Consider the following 14,896-nt stretch of genomic DNA (forward strand, 5'->3'; position numbering starts at 1 on the left):
AGCTACTCTCAAATCCCTATCCGAACCGCAGTGTTGCGACAACCACCTGAATCCGCCCGCTTTCCGGCGACCCGCTTGTCACAGTCGGGACTCGGCCAGGTCAGCGGCGACCGAAGCCACCGTGCGCCCACCACCGAAGCCACCGTGCGGCCGCGACTGAAGCCATCGTGCGAGTGGGGGGAGATTGTCGCCGGTAAACGATGGAGGGCGGCACGGGCGTCACATTCGACGCCGCCACTTCCCGAAGGTGCGCTGAGCACGTTGCGCTGAGCAAGGGGCGTGACGGAGGTCTCGTCGGTCGGATTGACTAAGGGTAGCCTTACCGAAGAAGATCGGGGGTATGCGGCTGTACCTGCTCGCCCTCAATCCGACCGACTCCGTCACCGAAGGGTTCTTGCCGGCGGCTGCGCGGCTCGGTCTCGAGGTGACCGTGCTGACCGACGACGTCGTCGCGCATCGCGAGGCCTACAAGGGCCTTCCGTGTCCACCTGAGTTTCGGCAGTGTGCGGTGCGGGACTTCCGGGAGGTGATCAGTGAGCTCTCGCGAGGGCCTGCGCCGGTCGCGGTCTTCACCAACAGCGATCACCTGCAGGCGCAGGCCGCGCTGGCTGCTCAGTACTTCGGTCTGCCGGGCAAGGACTGGCAGGCCGCGTACCGCGCGAAGAACAAGGCGGAGGCTCGGCGCTGTCTGCGTGCCGCCGGTCTCGACACGGTGTGGGCGGCCGAGCTCGCGCCGGGGCAGGACCCGGCCACGCTGGCGGACGTCCCGTACCCGTGTGTGGTCAAGCCCCGGGAGGGCGTTGCGAGTGAGGACGTCGTGCTGGTCGAGGACCTCGACGGTCTGACCCGGTTCGCCGCGGAGGTTCAAGAGCGCCGGCGGGGCGCCGTACTGCTGGTCGAGGAGTTTCTGGCCGGTGAGCTGCGCACTCTCGAGACGCTCGGCGACGGCGCGAGTCGTCAGGTGATCGGCGGCTTCCGTACGGCGATCTCCGAGCCGCCGGCGTTCATCGAGTTGTCGCTGGAGTTCGTCGAGCATCCGCGTGCGATCACGGATCAGGTGCTTGCCCAGCTCGACGCGCTCGGGGTCGGGTTCGGTGCCTGTCATACCGAGTTTGTCGTGCAGGCCGACGGGCGAGCCCGGTTGATCGAGGTCAACTACCGCGCGATCGGGGACCGGATGGACCTCGCGCTCGAACAGATCCTCGGGGTCCCGTACTTCGAGCACGTGCTGCGGGTCCACCTCGGCGAACCGCTTCCCGCGGATCTCGGCGCCCGCACCGGGCAGACGTCGTACAGCCTCTACATCTGCGCGGACCGGGCCGGGACGCTGACCGCGGCGCCGGAGCCGTTCGATCGGACCGTCGACGGCATCGCGCTCTCGTACCGGACCTTCCGCGAGGTCGGCGCGGAGCATCCGTACTACCGCACCAATCGCGACTACCTCGGCGTCATCCAGGGCATTGGCCCGGATCAGGCAGCGCTGCAGCGGATCGCGCAGGAGTTCGTGGCCGAAAACGTCTGGACGATCGAGCCGTGAGCGCGGCTTCGACGTTGGCACTTCGGGTTCTCTCGACGCTGATCCGGGAAGACGTGCTCGGTCTGCGCACTCGCGGCCTGTTGGTCGCGATGGATGACGGGCCCTGGATCCAGCTGGAACTCGGCGGTCGCTTGCTGGCCGTAGCAGTTGCCGCGGACAACTTCCAGGCCGAGTACGGCGCTCGCCGGCCGCTGCTCGAGGTCAACGGCACGGAGCTGACCACGCTCGACGACATCCTCGCCGTACTGCGGGAGTTGGCCGATCCCGAGGATCGCGGCGGGTACGACACGTTCGCGGACGAGTGCCGGCAGACGCTCGCCACGATGGAGTTGCATGACGAGGTCCAGGGGGATGTCCTGGCCGGTCTTGCGGAGCGGTACGGCGATGATCCGACCGACTGGACTGGTCTCGGCGGCTCGCTCGCGTTCGACACGTTGGCCGCCTTCCTCGATCACCCGGTCTATCCGACCGCGCGTGGGCGGATCGGGCTGACGTCGGCGCAGGTCAGGGCGTACACCCCCGAGTTCCACCCGACCTTCCAGCTCCGGTGGGTCGCCGTACCGGGGCCCGCGAAGGCCGACTGGCCGGAGTGGTGGCCGACGACCGCCGACATCGGGTTGCCGGAGTTGACCGACCACACGACCCTTCCGATCCATCCGCTGACCGAAGTGGTCGACGGCATCCTCGGTCCGATTCCGTACCTCGACGTCGTACCGACGCTGTCGACCCGGACCGTGGCGGTCGTCCAGGACCCGCGCTTCCACCTGAAGTTGCCTCTGGCAACCGCCACGCTCGGTGCCCGGAACCGGCGGACGATCAAGGCCGGGGTGCTCGTCGACGGCGCCGCGGGGGAGCGGTTGATGCACGAGGTGATCGCGCACGAACCCCGGTTCCTGACCACGATCTTGAACGCGGACGAGCAGATGTACTACGAGAGCGGTCACGAACTGTTCGCCGTACTGCTCCGTCGTTATCCCGAGGATCTGGATGACGCGCTCGTCGTCCCATTGGCCGCCTTCGCCGCGCAGGCGCCGAGCGGGCGTCGGGTCATCGACCACCTCGCCGACCGCTTCTACGAAGGCAACGTTCTCGACCTGTACGACGCCTTCGTCACGTTGCTGCTGGATTGGCAGACGACGCTCTTCGGCTACGGGATCGCACTCGAATCGCATCAGCAGAACACCTCGGTGATCTTCGACCGGGTGGATGGCGTGACGCGGATTCGCCTGCTGTACAAGGACAATGATGGTCTTCGCATCAACCGACAGCGCTGTGCGGATCGCGGGGAGTTCACCGATCCGCGGATGTTCGGGGATGACGATCGGGCCTTGACCGACCTCTTCACCACCATCACCGTTCACCTGTGCACGGCCTCGCTCGCCTTCGCGCTGGCCGACAAGGACATGCTCGGCATCTTGCGAACCCGCCTGACCGAGGCCATCGACCGGCTCGGTCCGGACGGCGCTTCGCTGCGAGCCGACCTGCTGGACGCCGACCGGTTGCCGGTGAAGGCGATGGTCACCGCGGGCACTCTGCTGAGCAAGCAGCGTTCCGGCGCCGCCGATATCAACAAGCACTACACGACCGGGCCCAACTACTTGCGACTCGCGCAGTGAGCGTACTGACTGCAACGCCACCGACTGCACCACCGCGTCGAGCCCACGTCCCGGCGATTGCCGGTTGCTACTTCGTGGCCTCGTTCGCCGCGCTCGGACTGCCGCCGTACCTGACCGAGATCCTGCCGTCGCTCGGCGACCCGACCGGCAGCTGGGCGGGTCTCCTGTACGTCGTTCCGACCGTCTTCAGCGCGCTTGGTGCGCCGTTCTGGGGTCGGCTCGCTGACCGCTACGGGCGGAAGCGGCTGCTGCTCCGCGCGCAGCTCGGGCTGTCGATCGCCTTCCTCGTGGCCGGGTTCGCGAACAGTCTGCCGGCCTTCACGTTGGCGCTCGTCCTCCAGGGCTTCCTCGGGGGAACGTTTGCCGCCAGCAACGGTTATCTGGCCGCGGCGCTGACCGGCGATCGGTTGTCGAAGGCACTCACCTTGATGCAGGGGAGTGCCCGGGCGGCACTGGTCGTCGCGCCGATCCTGGTCGGTTCGCTCAGCCCATGGGTGTCGCCGCATCGCCAGTACCTGCTCATGGCCGTGCTGCCGCTGGCCGCCGCCGTACTGCTCGTGTTCCTGCCCGAGCCCGACCACCCGGCCGCGTCAAAGCAGGTAGTGCCGCAACAGCCGCCGCCCTCGCCGCGGACCCTGCGCTTGCTCTACTTCTTCGAGTTCGGCTTCGTGTTCGCGACGATCATCTCGTTCCCGTACCTGATCGCGCTGATCGAGCAGCGGATGCCTGATACCTCAGGCGCGGTCGCCGGCGTGCTGTTCGCGTTGCCGCACCTGTGCTATCTCGTGCTGGCGAGTGGTGTGCACAGACGTTTCCGGGATCATCCGCGCGGTGGGCTCGCGGCCGGATTCGGCTTCGTCGCCGTCGGTTTGGCTGCGCACGCAGTGGTCCGGACCCTGCCTGGTTTCGTCATCGCGCGAGTACTGCTCGGTATCGGGTTGACGCTCGGTCTGGTGTGTCTGTCGATTCTGGCCGCCGACGCGGCGCGAGGGCGCGCGCCCGGCCGGATGTTCGGTACCGTCGAATTCTTCTCCAAGGGCGGAGCGGTCGCCGCCGGCGCCGTCGCTGCTGTCTCGAACAGTGCGTTCGGCGCAGCCGCGCCGGTGCTGATCGGAACCGTTGCCGCCTTGGTCACAGCCGTTTCCGCCACGTTGCTCATTCGTCCCCGTACGACTTCGGAGTCACATATGTCAGTCATGCAGTCCCTTCCCCCGGCTGCGACCGCTGTACCGCGCGCCGACCATGTGGTCGCGCACACCCTGCTGAACTGCCTGCTGCGCGAGCTCTCCGGTCCGGAGCATCAGAGCGCTGTCGACGACGGCTGGCTGCTGCTGCGCCTGCCACGCGCGGGAGTCGTCCTGCGCGTGGAGCTTCGCCGTACGGCGTTGATCGGAGCGCATCGCTTCAGAGGGCCCGTGTACGACGAGAGTGGCGCCGAGCTGACCTGGCACGAGCTCGCCGACCTTGTACGACGTGAGCTCGCCCTGCGCAGTGGTTTTGAAAACGAGGAGTTTCTGCCGCAGATCGAGTCCAGCCACGAAGGTGTCACCCGCGCGCTGACCCGGACCCGGCCTGCTGGTGCGGACCGGTTCCTCGAGTCCGAGCAGGCGATGCTGTTCGGGCACCGCTTCCACCCCGCACCGAAGGCCCGGACCGAGAACCGCGACGACTGGGCCGCGTACGGGCCGGAGTCGCGGGCCGCGTTCCAGTTGCGCTACCTCGCGGTCCGCGCGGAGCTGCTCGCCGAGGAGAGCCTCGACCCGGAGATCACCGCGCTGGTCGACAACCTGCGTGAGGTTCCGGCCGGTTATCGGTTGCTGCCGGCCCACCCGTGGCAGTTCTCGATGATGCGGGACAACCCGTTGTTCCAGGCCGCGGTCGAACGCGGCGACGTCATCGACCTCGGGACCGGCGGTGTTCCGTTCACGGCGACCTCCTCGGTCCGCACGCTGTCCGGTCCGGATGCGTTCCTCAAGTTCAGCCTGAACATCCGGATCACCAACTGCCTGCGCAAGAACGCGGCGTACGAGATGACCGGTGCGGTCGCGCTCACTCGGCTGCTCGCACCCGTGCTGGCGGATCTCGCGGCTCGTTTCCCAGGTGCCGCCGTACTGCGGGAGCCCGCGTTCCGCACGCTCGCTCTGCCGGGTGCGGACGGTGCTGCCGATGTTGCGGTCTACGAGGGGTTCGGGCTGATCGTGCGCACCGGGCTGAACGACGTACTGCGTCCTGGTGTGACGCCGTTGATGGCAGGTGCGGTTGCGGATGAGTACGCGACCAGCTCTGCGCACATCTCGCACCTGCTCGACGGAGCCGACGACGCCGAGATCGTGTCCTGGTGGGCGGCGTACCTACGGCTGCTGATTCCGCCGGTGCTGGCGGCGTACTTCGATCATGGTGTGGTTCTGGAGCCGCACCTCCAGAACGTGCTGATCGGAGTCGACGCGAACAACCAGCCGGTGCAGGTGCTCTTCCGCGATCTGGAAGGCACCAAGCTCGTCGACGAGCTGCACACCGAGACGCTCGCGGGTCTGCCGGCGGATGTCGCCGGTCCGATGACGTACGACGCTCAGCGTGGCTGGGACCGGGTTGTCTACTGCCTGCTGGTGAACCATGTGTCGGACCTGCTCGCTGCGGTCGCCGACCTGAGCCCTGCGCTCGAGAGCCGGTTGTGGGCCGAGGTGCGGACCGTGATCGCCGAGTACGCCGACCAGAACGGCTGCCCGCCGCTGCTGGCCGCACTACTGGCCGGCGTACCGCTGCCCGCGAAAACCAACATGCTGACTCGTTGGGGCCGGCTGCCGGACCGGAGCGCCGGCTACGTTCGGCTGCCGTCGCCGCTTGCCGAGTCCGTGCTGGCGGCGGCGGCTGGTGAGCGGTGACCGTAACTCCGAACGTCCGCGAGTTCGTGGCCGGTCTGCCGGCCGATGCGCTGCCGGCTTACGTCTACGACCTCGGTGCGCTGCGAACGCACGCGGCGATGGTTCGAGCAGCGCTGCCGACAGAGGTCGAGCTGTACTACGCAGCCAAGGCCAACCCGGACGCCGCCGTACTGGAGGCGTTGCGGGATGCGGTCGACGGCTTCGAGGTGTCCAGTGCGGGTGAGTTGGCTCACGTGCGTCAGATGGCGCCCGGCGCGCCGCTCGCCTTCGGTGGACCGGGCAAGACGCCGGCCGAGATCGCTGCCGCGGTCGAGGCCGGCGTCCACCGGTGGCATCTGGAGAGCGTGCAGGAGCTCTACCAGTTGGCGTCAGCACTGAGCAGTACGCCGGAGCAGCAGCTCGACGTACTGCTGCGGGTGAACGTGCCGGTGGTGGAGGGCTCGCTGGAGTCGGTCGCGCTGGCGATGGGCGGCAAGCCCAGTCCGTTCGGGCTCGACCCGGCCGCCGTACCGCAGGCTCTGGAGTTGCTGGGTGGACCGATGGGCCGGCAGCTCCGGCTGCGCGGGATCCACGCGCACCTCGGCAGTGGGCTGAGTGCGGCCGAGCACCTGGCGGTGGCCGAGCAGATCGTGAACTGGTCGGCCGCACTAGCGGGGCGGCACGGTCTGCGGTTCGACGAGGTGAACGTCGGTGGCGGGATGGCGGTCGACTATGCCGACCCGGCGGCGCGCTTCGACTGGGCCGAGTTCGGCGACGGTTTGCGCAAGCTGCTCGACCGACGACCGGAGTTGCGGCTTCGGATCGAGCCCGGGCGCGCACTTACGGCGTACTGCGGGTTCTACGCGACCGAGGTCCTGGACGTGAAACTCAGTCAAGGGGAACCGTTCGGTGTCGTCCGGGGTGGTACACATCACCTTCGGACACCGGCGACGAAAGGCCACGATCAGCCGTTCGCCGTCGTACCAGTCGATGAGTGGTCGCATCCCTGGCCGCGGCCGGAGGTGTCCGGACCGGTGTCGTTGACCGGTCAGCTGTGTACGCCGAAAGACCTGCTGGCACAGGGAATTCCGGTCCCGGTGCTCCGGGCCGGGGACCGGGTGGTGTTTGCTATGGCGGGTGCGTATGCCTGGAACATCTCGCATCACGAGTTCCTGATGCATCCGCATCCAGGGTTCTACTGGATCTGAACCGGTCTACCGCGGGTTCCCGAAAAGGAACAACCTGCTTGTACAGGGCAACTTTCATCCCTCGCCCGGGCTCTCAGATAAGGTCGGACGGCGTTGCGGGGTCACGAGCGAGGGAATGAACTGATGGCGGCAGCCCGGGGGCGAGGGCGCGAGTGGTTGGCGGTACCGCTGGCGGCACTGGCCGCGGCGGCGGCGTACATCGCCGGCGGGATCGTCCGCGGCAGCTACCCGTTCGGGTCGATCCCGCGCAACATCCTGGACCTCGGGCAGCAGTTCATCCCGATGCACGCCCACCTGCGCGACATCCTGACCGGCACCGGGCCGGGCGACTTCTTCTTCAACTGGTCGAGTGGGTACGGCGTCCCGTACATCGGCGACTTCATGGCCTACAACGGGGCCGCGCTGTCGTGGATCGTGCTGCTGTTCCCGCGGGACAAGATCGACCTCGCGCTGTACGTGATCTCCGCGACCGCGATCGCCTGCGCGGCGGCAGCGATGACGGCGTACCTGCGCAAGCTGCGCCCGAGTGGCCCGGCCTGGCTGGCGGCGCTGGCCGGAATCTCGTACGCCACCTGCGGGTGGGCGTTCGACGACGGCGGCTACATGACCGGCTGGCTGTACGGCCTGATTGCGTTCCCGGTGATCTGCCTGCTCTGCGAATGGGTCTGGCAATCGCGATCGCTGCCGTCGATGATCGTCTCGCCGTTCGTCATCGCGTTGTTCTGGTACTCGCACTTCTACACCGTCTACATGGCCTCGCTCGGTGCGGCGATCGTGGTGATCGCGCGGGTCCTGGGTGATCCCGAGGGCGGTGCCTGGCTGCGCCGGATCGGTGGCGCGGTGCGCTGCCTGATCGTGGTCGTGATCGGGATCGCGCTGTCGGCGCCGCTGCTGGTGCCGACCTTCAAATCGGTCGGGTACGCGCGGCCAAGTCCGGACGAGACCTTCCACCCGATCGGCTGGCTGTACTTCTTCGGCCGGCTGCTGCCGGGAACCGAGGGAGTCGGGAAGACCCCGGGGCTGGCCGTCGGCACCCTGATGCTGCTCCTCGCGCTGAGCTTCCCCTTCAACTGGAAGATTGCACTCCGCGAGCGGATCGTCTGGTCGCTGGCCATCCTGCTGGCGATCGGCAGTATGCAGATCACCATCACCCACGAGGTCTGGCACGGCTTCGACGCGCCGAACGGCAACCCGTTCCGGCAGGCGTTCGTGATCGCCGGGCTGATCGTGATCGCGGGCTGGATGTCGGTCGCGACCGGGATCAAGCAGGTCTCGACAGTCGTCATACCGGCCGTTTTCGTCGCGGCTCTGTACGCCTTCGCGTGGAACAACTGGACGTCGACCGCGGTCACAGCGTTCGCCGTACCGGTGGTCGGGGTGCTGGCGATCCTGGTGTGGATCGTCCTCCGGCGGAAGCCGAAACTGCCGGTACGGCGGATTGCCGCGGCGGTGCTCGTCACCGCGGTGCTGGTCGAGACGGGCGCGTCGTCGTACGCGATCGAGGCGCATCGCGGCGAGAAGTACCACACCGGACGTGCTTGGGCTGCCCGGCAGGAGACCAGCCGCGCGCTGGTGATGGGGGACAACGACTGGCCGCGGCAGCGCGTCGCGCCCGGGGCGTTCACCACCGTCAACGATCCGATGCTGATCGGCGGTGAGGGACCGGAGTACTACAGCTCGACGATTCCGGACGAGCTCACCCAGGAGCTGCTCAACCTCGGCTTCGGGTACTCGGCATTCGGGCGATCCATCGTCGACCCGGTCAACCCGGTGGTCGACGCGGTCTTCTCGGTCGGTGCGCGGCTGACGCTCAGCCCCACGGGGGACCTGCAGCTGGCGCGGAGCCAGGTCGCGCCGTTCGTCACGGTCCGCCCGCTGAAACCGTGGGTCTCACAGCTCGGAGCGCCGTACGGTCTGCAGGAGACTGCGCTCGGCGCGGGCGTCTACACCACCCCGAAGCTGCGTGCGTACGTCGACGAGGGCTCGCCGGTCACCGTCAGCGACAAGCGGCCGGGCGTGCTAACGATCAACCACCCAACGGGTCTGGAGAAGGCGGGCGAGTTCCGCCTCACCGCACGCTGCCGACCGGGTGACGAGGTGTACCTGTTCGGGCCCGAGTTCGTCGGCGATGTCCTCGTCGACGGACGCAAGTGGACGATCAGCCTGACCACGGGCGCGAAGCGACCCGGTATCTTCCGCGGTGCACCGATCCGTCGAGTCAGTACGGCGGGACCCAGCGGTCTGGTCGACGTGAAACTCCGCGTGCCGGAGCCAACGAACCTGCCGGCCCGCCCGATCGGCTGCCTGGACCGGACCAAACTCGATGCCGCCGTCAACGCCCTTCGGCAGAGCCAGCCCGCCGAGGTACACGTCGGCGGCCACAGCATCGACACCAAGCTCAACCCCGGCACCCGCGGCCTCGTCGTGATGGGCGTAGTCCGAACCCCAGGCTGGCGCTGCCAGATCGACAACCAGCCCTGGCGCAAGCCAACCCAGATGGCCGGCCTAATGGCCATGCCAGTAGGCACCTCCGCCACCAAGGTCTCCTGCGTCTACCACCCAGCCGGCCTCCGCCTAGGCCTCCTAGTCGGCGCCGCCGGCCTAGCCACACTCCTCCTAACCGTAGCCACACTCCTCCTCCTCAGCCGACGCCGCCGCCGCCTCACCGCGGCCCCACCCGCCTAACGTCCGAAGGATCGGAGGGCTGGTCTCCGGGCGTTCGGACGTTAACCACCGCCCCGAGCCAACGTCCGAACGATCGGAGAGCCCGCCTCCGGACGATCGGAGAGCCCGCCTCCGGACGTCACGGCGATCGCGCCGTCGAGCGCCACCTTGAGCACCGATCAACCACACGAGCTCCGCCGAAGCGGTTGAACCGTGCTCAAAGTCGCCCGACCACCGCACCTTGAGCACCGATCAACCACCTTCCGGGCGCGCACGTGGTTGACCCGTGCCCAACGTCGTACCGGCTCGTGCAGTGGCTCCCGCGGTGGCGCATTTGAGGGGATCTCCCCGCATGTGGTCCCTTCTCCCCTGAAAATTTGAGCGGAGAAGGGTGCGTTCAAGCGGATATCCGGTCAAATGCGGTGGGGGCGGGGGCCGCGTCGGCATCCACGGCTCCGGTTCGGCCGGCTAGCGGGGGACTGCTAGGACTGCCTGGAGGACGTGTTCGAGGGTGGTCTTGCTTAGTTCGGTGCGTACGGTGGTGTTGATGCCGGCGTAGATGTCTTGCAGGGCGGGTTGGATGCCGTGGCCGATGACGCATCCCTGGTCGGGGTCGGCGCGGTGTAGGGCGAACAGCGGGCCGGGTTCGATCGCGTCGTACACGTCGAGCAGTGTCATGGCCTTGAGGTCGCGGGTCAGTGACCAGCCGGCGCCGAGGCCGCGGCGCGACTCGACCAGGCCGGCCGTGCGGAGTTCGCCGAGCAGGCGGCGGATCACGACCGGGTTCGTGTTCGCGCTGCCGGCGATCTGTTCCGAGGTGGCGACCTCGTGGCCCTGGCGCTGGTACAGGCCGATCCAGGCCAGTGCGTGGGCCGCGATGGTCAGCCTGCTGTTCGCGCTCATGGTCCTCCCTTGCTGTCGTAACTAAGTATGTTACCTTGAGGTTGAAGTAACCACATTTGTTACGACAGAGGAGCTGGATATGAGCAAGGCATTGGCGGGCAAGGTCGCGCTGGTCACCGGAGGGTCGCGTGGGCTGGGCGCCGCGACGGTGCGGTTGCTGGCTGGGCAGGGCGCGGATGTCGCGTTCACCTATGTGAGTTCCGCGGCTCGGGCGCAGGCGGTGGTCGACGAGGTCCAGGGGCTCGGGGCGAAGGCGGTCGCGTTCCAGGTCGATCACGCCGACGCGAGTCAGGCGCCGGTACTGATCGACCAGGTCGTCGCCGCGTACGGCGGGCTCGACATCCTGGTGAACAATGCGGCCATCGGGGTCGAGCAGGGCCGCACGGTCGACGACCCGGACGTGGACACCGCGGCCCTCGACCGGATGCATGCGGTCAACTACCTCGGCGTGATCGCCGTCATCCGGGCCGCGGTCAAGGTGCTCCGCGACAACGGCCGGATCGTCACCATCAGCTCCGGACTCGGCAGCCGCGTCGGTGTCCCCGGCGTGGCCGACTACGGTGCGACCAAGTCGGGTATCGAGCGCTACACACTCGGCGTCGCCCGCGACCTCGGCCCTCGTGGCATCACCGCGAACATCGTCGAGGCCGGCCTGATGCTGACCGACATGAACCCGGACCCCGAGGCACTGAAGCCGCTGCTCGGCATGCTGGCCATCCAGCGCTTCGGCGAGCCCGACGAAATCGCTGCCGCCATCGGCTTCCTGGCCGGCCCGGCCGCCTCCTACATCACCGGCGCCGTTCTCGACGCCCACGGCGGCTACAACGCCTGAGGCTGCCTTGCTCTCCGAAACGTCAGCACAGCAAGCGGAATCTGAGTCGCTGCATAAATGACGTGGAACGAGTAGTGGCTGAAGCTCTGCACCGGATCGAACGGCAGGAACGGGAACGGCAGCACGCTCAGCAGGCCGCCGCCGACCCCGTTCAGCACCGCCCAGCCGAACAACGGCCACGCCGACCAGCGCAGTACGCCGATCAGGGCGACGTACACGAGTGATGGGAACAGCGTCTCCGCACTGAGCAACGTCTGCCCAGGCAAATCCGCCACGTTGTGCAACACGAACCCCAACCACGCGACGGCAATCGCCAACCCGATCATGAGCGCAAACCTACGAGACCCGAGGCCGTGATCCCAGGTCCGAAAGGGCAGTCGCTAGCTCGCTACTAGGCCGCCCTTGAGCGCTCCGCGGCTGGAGATGCCGAGTTTGCGGTAGGTGCTGGACAGGTGCAGCTCGATTGTCTTCACGGTCAGGAAGAGGTCCTGCGCGATCTCCCGGTTCGTTGCCCCGGCCGCGGCCAGCTCGGCGACGCGCAGTTCGCTCGCAGTCAGGGCGGCCCGCCCGGTCAGCCGGTTGCGTCGCGGTCGGAAGCCGGCCGCGGTGAGCTCCGCGCGGGCCCGCTCGGCGAGGGGCACGGCCCCACACGCCTCGGCCTGATCGAGCGCGCGGCTCAGGAGATCGCGCGCCTCCATCCGTTGGCCGGTACGGCGCAGGTGGGCGCCGTACTCGAGAAGTGATGCCGCCAGCTCGAGCTTGGCCGCACTATCCGTCAGCCCGGCCACCGATGCTGCGAGCAGTTCGCCATCCCCGAGCACCAGCCCGAGGTTGCGCCGTACACGTCCTAACGCGCGAGCACCCTGCCATCGCTCGGCGAGCTCAAGCTCCTCAGTCAGTACGGCGATCGCTGTCGCCCGATCGCCGAGCGCATGAGCCGCGAGCCCGGCCACCGAACGCCATGACGCCAGGGCCGGGTTAGCGAAGCCGAATGTCTGCCAGATCTCGCGAGCCCGCTTGGCCGTGGCCAGTGCCTCGTTGTGTCGACCGTTGAGCAGCAGGACCTCGGCCCACGCCGTCAGCGCGTAGTACACCGGCCGGTCGGGCACACCGCCGTACGGGACGCCGACCTGGCGCAGAGCCGCCTCGGCAGCCGGGAGGTCGCCGCGATGAGCGAGTGACCAGGCGAGGTACGCACCGGCGAAGCTGGGATCCATATCGACCCGACCGGTGCGCGCCAACTCCAGTGCCTCGCGGGCATCCTGTTCTGCATCGCTCAGCTGACCGGACCAGAGGTGGCCCGCTGCCCGGAAGCAGTACGCCGCGGCCAGCGATCGCACTGAGCCGTTCTGATGTGCCTGTGCGACCGCCTCGTTCAGGCTGGTCAGTGCGAGTCGCTCGTCGGCTGCGAGCAGTGTGAACCAGCCGCAGACCAGCGGTCCCTCGCCGTTCGACGTACGGATCAGCTCGCCGTCGGCCAGCGCTGCCGCAGCCCGCTCGACGCCGATCGGCAGACACTGAGCCGCTTCGTGCGCACCGATCACGGCCGCCAACAGTTTGGCGCCGATGCCGTCACTGCTCGGCAGTGCAGCCAGCTCAGGCACGCGATCCTGCAGGTGCAACCGGCCCGGTACGACGAACACTCCGACTAGCAGCGTCGCGTCGATCTGCCGACGCAAGTCCTCGGCCGAATCGGGTGTCTCGTCCCGCGCCTCCTCGAGCGCCGCGAACGCCTCGGCGGGATCCAGCAGGTACCCGCGGGCTCGCCCGAGCTGCAGTCCGAGCCGGGCTCTCTGGATTGGATCGGCAGTCAGGCTCCGAGCCTCGGCCGTCAGATCCGCGGCGGTCTGGAGGTCGACCTGCAGTGCAAGGTCGGAAGCGGTCATCAGCAACTTGCGCCGTTGATCGGCCGGCAGCGATTCGTCCAGGGCACGGCGCAGAAACACGAACGCGCCTTCCACCGAACCACGCGCCAACGCCGATGAAGCCGCCCGCTGCAGCCAGTCGATCGCTGCCGGTTCCAGACCGCGTGGCGCTTTCACGAGATGCGCGCCGACATGTTCCGCGGGCGCTCGCCCAGCCTGCAGCGCGTTGGCGGCGGCCGCTTGCCGTCGACCAAGCTCGCTCGGCTCGATCGTTGCTTCGACGGCAGCGCCGACCAAGGGGTGAGTGAAGGTGACCTGGTCGGCGTCGACCTCGACAAGCGCGGCCGCTTGCAGCCTGGCCAGACCATCCGCGGCGGGAGCGGCCAGCTGCTGGAGGATCGGTACGGCGGCCCGCTGGCCGAGGACGGCGAGACAGCGCGCGACCTCGGTGGCCTCCGGTCCGGCGGCTGCCAGCCGAGCGGTGACGAGGTGCGCGACCGTTCGGTGTCCGTGCGCGAGGATGAGCTGCGCGTTCTGATCGACGGGCGCAACCTTCTTGTCGAGCAGAGCGCCGGCCAGCGCCCGCACCAGCAAGGGATTGCCGCGGGTCGCCTCGTACGCGTCCCGGGCGAAGCGCGGCTGACACGGCTGACCGAATGTGCTGTCCAGCAACGCGGTCGTCGCGTCGGACGACAGCCGACCGGGCCGGATGACCCGAACACCAGAGTCCGCCAGAAGCCGCAGTACCTCCGGCCTGTCGGCGTCCCGGCCGCTCCGGGCAGCCGCGAGGACGAGCAACGGCAGAGCGGGCAGGCGGGGTAGCAGGTAGGTGAGATAGCGCAGCGACGGCGGGTCGGCCCACTGCAGGTCGTCGATGACGATCACCGTCGGACCGTCACAGAGATTCGCCGTCAACCAGTAGAGACCGTGCAATACGGCCAGCTCCGAATTTGCCGCCGCATGCTCGCCGGCCGCCGGATCGAAGACCCTTGCGGCCTGAGCAGCCGGCCCGGAGAGTGCTTCCGCATCGGCGTCGCGCACGACATGGTCGAACAATTGCCCGATCAGGCCGAAGGGCACGTTCTGCTCGAATTCGGTGCCCCGGGCAGTGAACAGCCGCTGGCCTGGTCGCCGTACCTGAGCCAGTAGACGCGACTTCCCGATCCCCGGTTCGCCTTGTACGACGAGCATCTGGCCGTGGCCGTTGGTTGATGCCACCCGTGCGTCGTCGATGGCCGCTTGCTCGAGATCACGCTCGAGAAGCTGGTCGCGTGTCCCCACTGTGCCAGTCTGCCCGATGGTGCAGGTCTAGGCCTATCCCAGATTGCTGGGGGATTTACTGGGGTGCTGGACACCACGCTCGCTGCCATGCTCAGATGCGAGAGCGCCAGGCTGAGCTGGGGGGAGTGC

9 protein-coding genes are annotated in these 14,896 nt (G+C 68.1%); 6 read left to right on the top strand and 3 right to left on the bottom strand.

Going from position 1 to position 14,896, the window contains the following annotated elements:
- The first annotated feature begins 340 nt into the window (after nucleotides 1-340).
- The 5 genes from ABD231_RS29005 to ABD231_RS29025 all read left to right on the top strand — a co-directional run bounded on the left by ABD231_RS29005 (nucleotide 341) and on the right by ABD231_RS29025 (nucleotide 9,907).
- Nucleotides 341-1,537 (top strand): ATP-grasp domain-containing protein, encoded by a 1,197-nt coding sequence (locus ABD231_RS29005; RefSeq protein WP_344158792.1) that lies wholly within the window; start codon nucleotides 341-343, stop codon nucleotides 1,535-1,537.
- Nucleotides 1,534-3,153: an IucA/IucC family protein gene (locus ABD231_RS29010; protein WP_344158794.1), complete on the top strand. Its 1,620-nt coding sequence runs from the start codon at nucleotides 1,534-1,536 to the stop codon at nucleotides 3,151-3,153. Before ABD231_RS29005 ends, ABD231_RS29010 begins: the two co-directional genes overlap by 4 nt.
- Complete coding sequence (locus ABD231_RS29015; protein ID WP_344158796.1) at nucleotides 3,150-6,035, top strand: MFS transporter; 2,886 nt, start codon at nucleotides 3,150-3,152, stop codon at nucleotides 6,033-6,035. Before ABD231_RS29010 ends, ABD231_RS29015 begins: the two co-directional genes overlap by 4 nt.
- Nucleotides 6,032-7,222, top strand: coding sequence for a type III PLP-dependent enzyme (locus tag ABD231_RS29020; protein ID WP_344158798.1), 1,191 nt, complete (start codon nucleotides 6,032-6,034; stop codon nucleotides 7,220-7,222). The genes ABD231_RS29015 and ABD231_RS29020 overlap by 4 nt, the downstream gene beginning before the upstream one ends.
- A 123-nt stretch (nucleotides 7,223-7,345) precedes the next feature.
- On the top strand, nucleotides 7,346-9,907 hold the full coding sequence (locus tag ABD231_RS29025) for a YfhO family protein (RefSeq protein ID WP_344158800.1): 2,562 nt from the start codon (nucleotides 7,346-7,348) through the stop codon (nucleotides 9,905-9,907).
- Between the two features lie 447 nt (nucleotides 9,908-10,354).
- On the opposite strand, the gene ABD231_RS29030 is transcribed toward ABD231_RS29025, so the two are convergent.
- A complete protein-coding gene (locus ABD231_RS29030; protein ID WP_344158802.1) occupies nucleotides 10,355-10,789 on the bottom strand; it encodes an Rrf2 family transcriptional regulator in 435 nt (144 codons plus the stop codon).
- Nucleotides 10,790-10,868: 79 nt separating this feature from the next.
- On the opposite strand from ABD231_RS29030, the gene ABD231_RS29035 reads away from it, so the two are divergent.
- Nucleotides 10,869-11,621, top strand: coding sequence for an SDR family NAD(P)-dependent oxidoreductase (locus tag ABD231_RS29035; RefSeq protein ID WP_344158804.1), 753 nt, complete (start codon nucleotides 10,869-10,871; stop codon nucleotides 11,619-11,621).
- Here the strand turns inward: ABD231_RS29035 and ABD231_RS29040 are convergent.
- Both ABD231_RS29040 and ABD231_RS29045 read right to left on the bottom strand, forming a co-directional pair.
- Nucleotides 11,609-11,947, bottom strand: a complete 339-nt coding sequence (locus ABD231_RS29040) for a hypothetical protein (protein WP_344158806.1) — start codon at nucleotides 11,945-11,947, stop codon at nucleotides 11,609-11,611. The genes ABD231_RS29035 and ABD231_RS29040 overlap by 13 nt on opposite strands.
- Before the next feature lie 54 nt (nucleotides 11,948-12,001).
- On the bottom strand, nucleotides 12,002-14,767 hold the full coding sequence (locus ABD231_RS29045; protein ID WP_344158808.1) for an ATP-binding protein: 2,766 nt from the start codon (nucleotides 14,765-14,767) through the stop codon (nucleotides 12,002-12,004).
- Between the last annotated feature and the right edge of the window lie 129 nt (nucleotides 14,768-14,896).

Origin of the sequence: Kribbella yunnanensis, assembly GCF_039529655.1 — a bacterium.
Classification (GTDB): Bacteria; Actinomycetota; Actinomycetes; order Propionibacteriales; family Kribbellaceae; genus Kribbella; species Kribbella yunnanensis.

Excerpts from the sequence above, each read along its gene's own strand:
- ABD231_RS29005 (WP_344158792.1), top strand. The coding sequence starts at position 341 with ATGCGGCTGTACCTGCTCGCCCTCAATCCGACCGACTCCGTCACCGAA.
- ABD231_RS29040 (WP_344158806.1), bottom strand. The coding sequence starts at position 11,947 with ATGATCGGGTTGGCGATTGCCGTCGCGTGGTTGGGGTTCGTGTTGCAC.
- ABD231_RS29030 (WP_344158802.1), bottom strand. The coding sequence starts at position 10,789 with ATGAGCGCGAACAGCAGGCTGACCATCGCGGCCCACGCACTGGCCTGG.
- ABD231_RS29025 (WP_344158800.1), top strand. The coding sequence starts at position 7,346 with ATGGCGGCAGCCCGGGGGCGAGGGCGCGAGTGGTTGGCGGTACCGCTG.
- ABD231_RS29035 (WP_344158804.1), top strand. The coding sequence starts at position 10,869 with ATGAGCAAGGCATTGGCGGGCAAGGTCGCGCTGGTCACCGGAGGGTCG.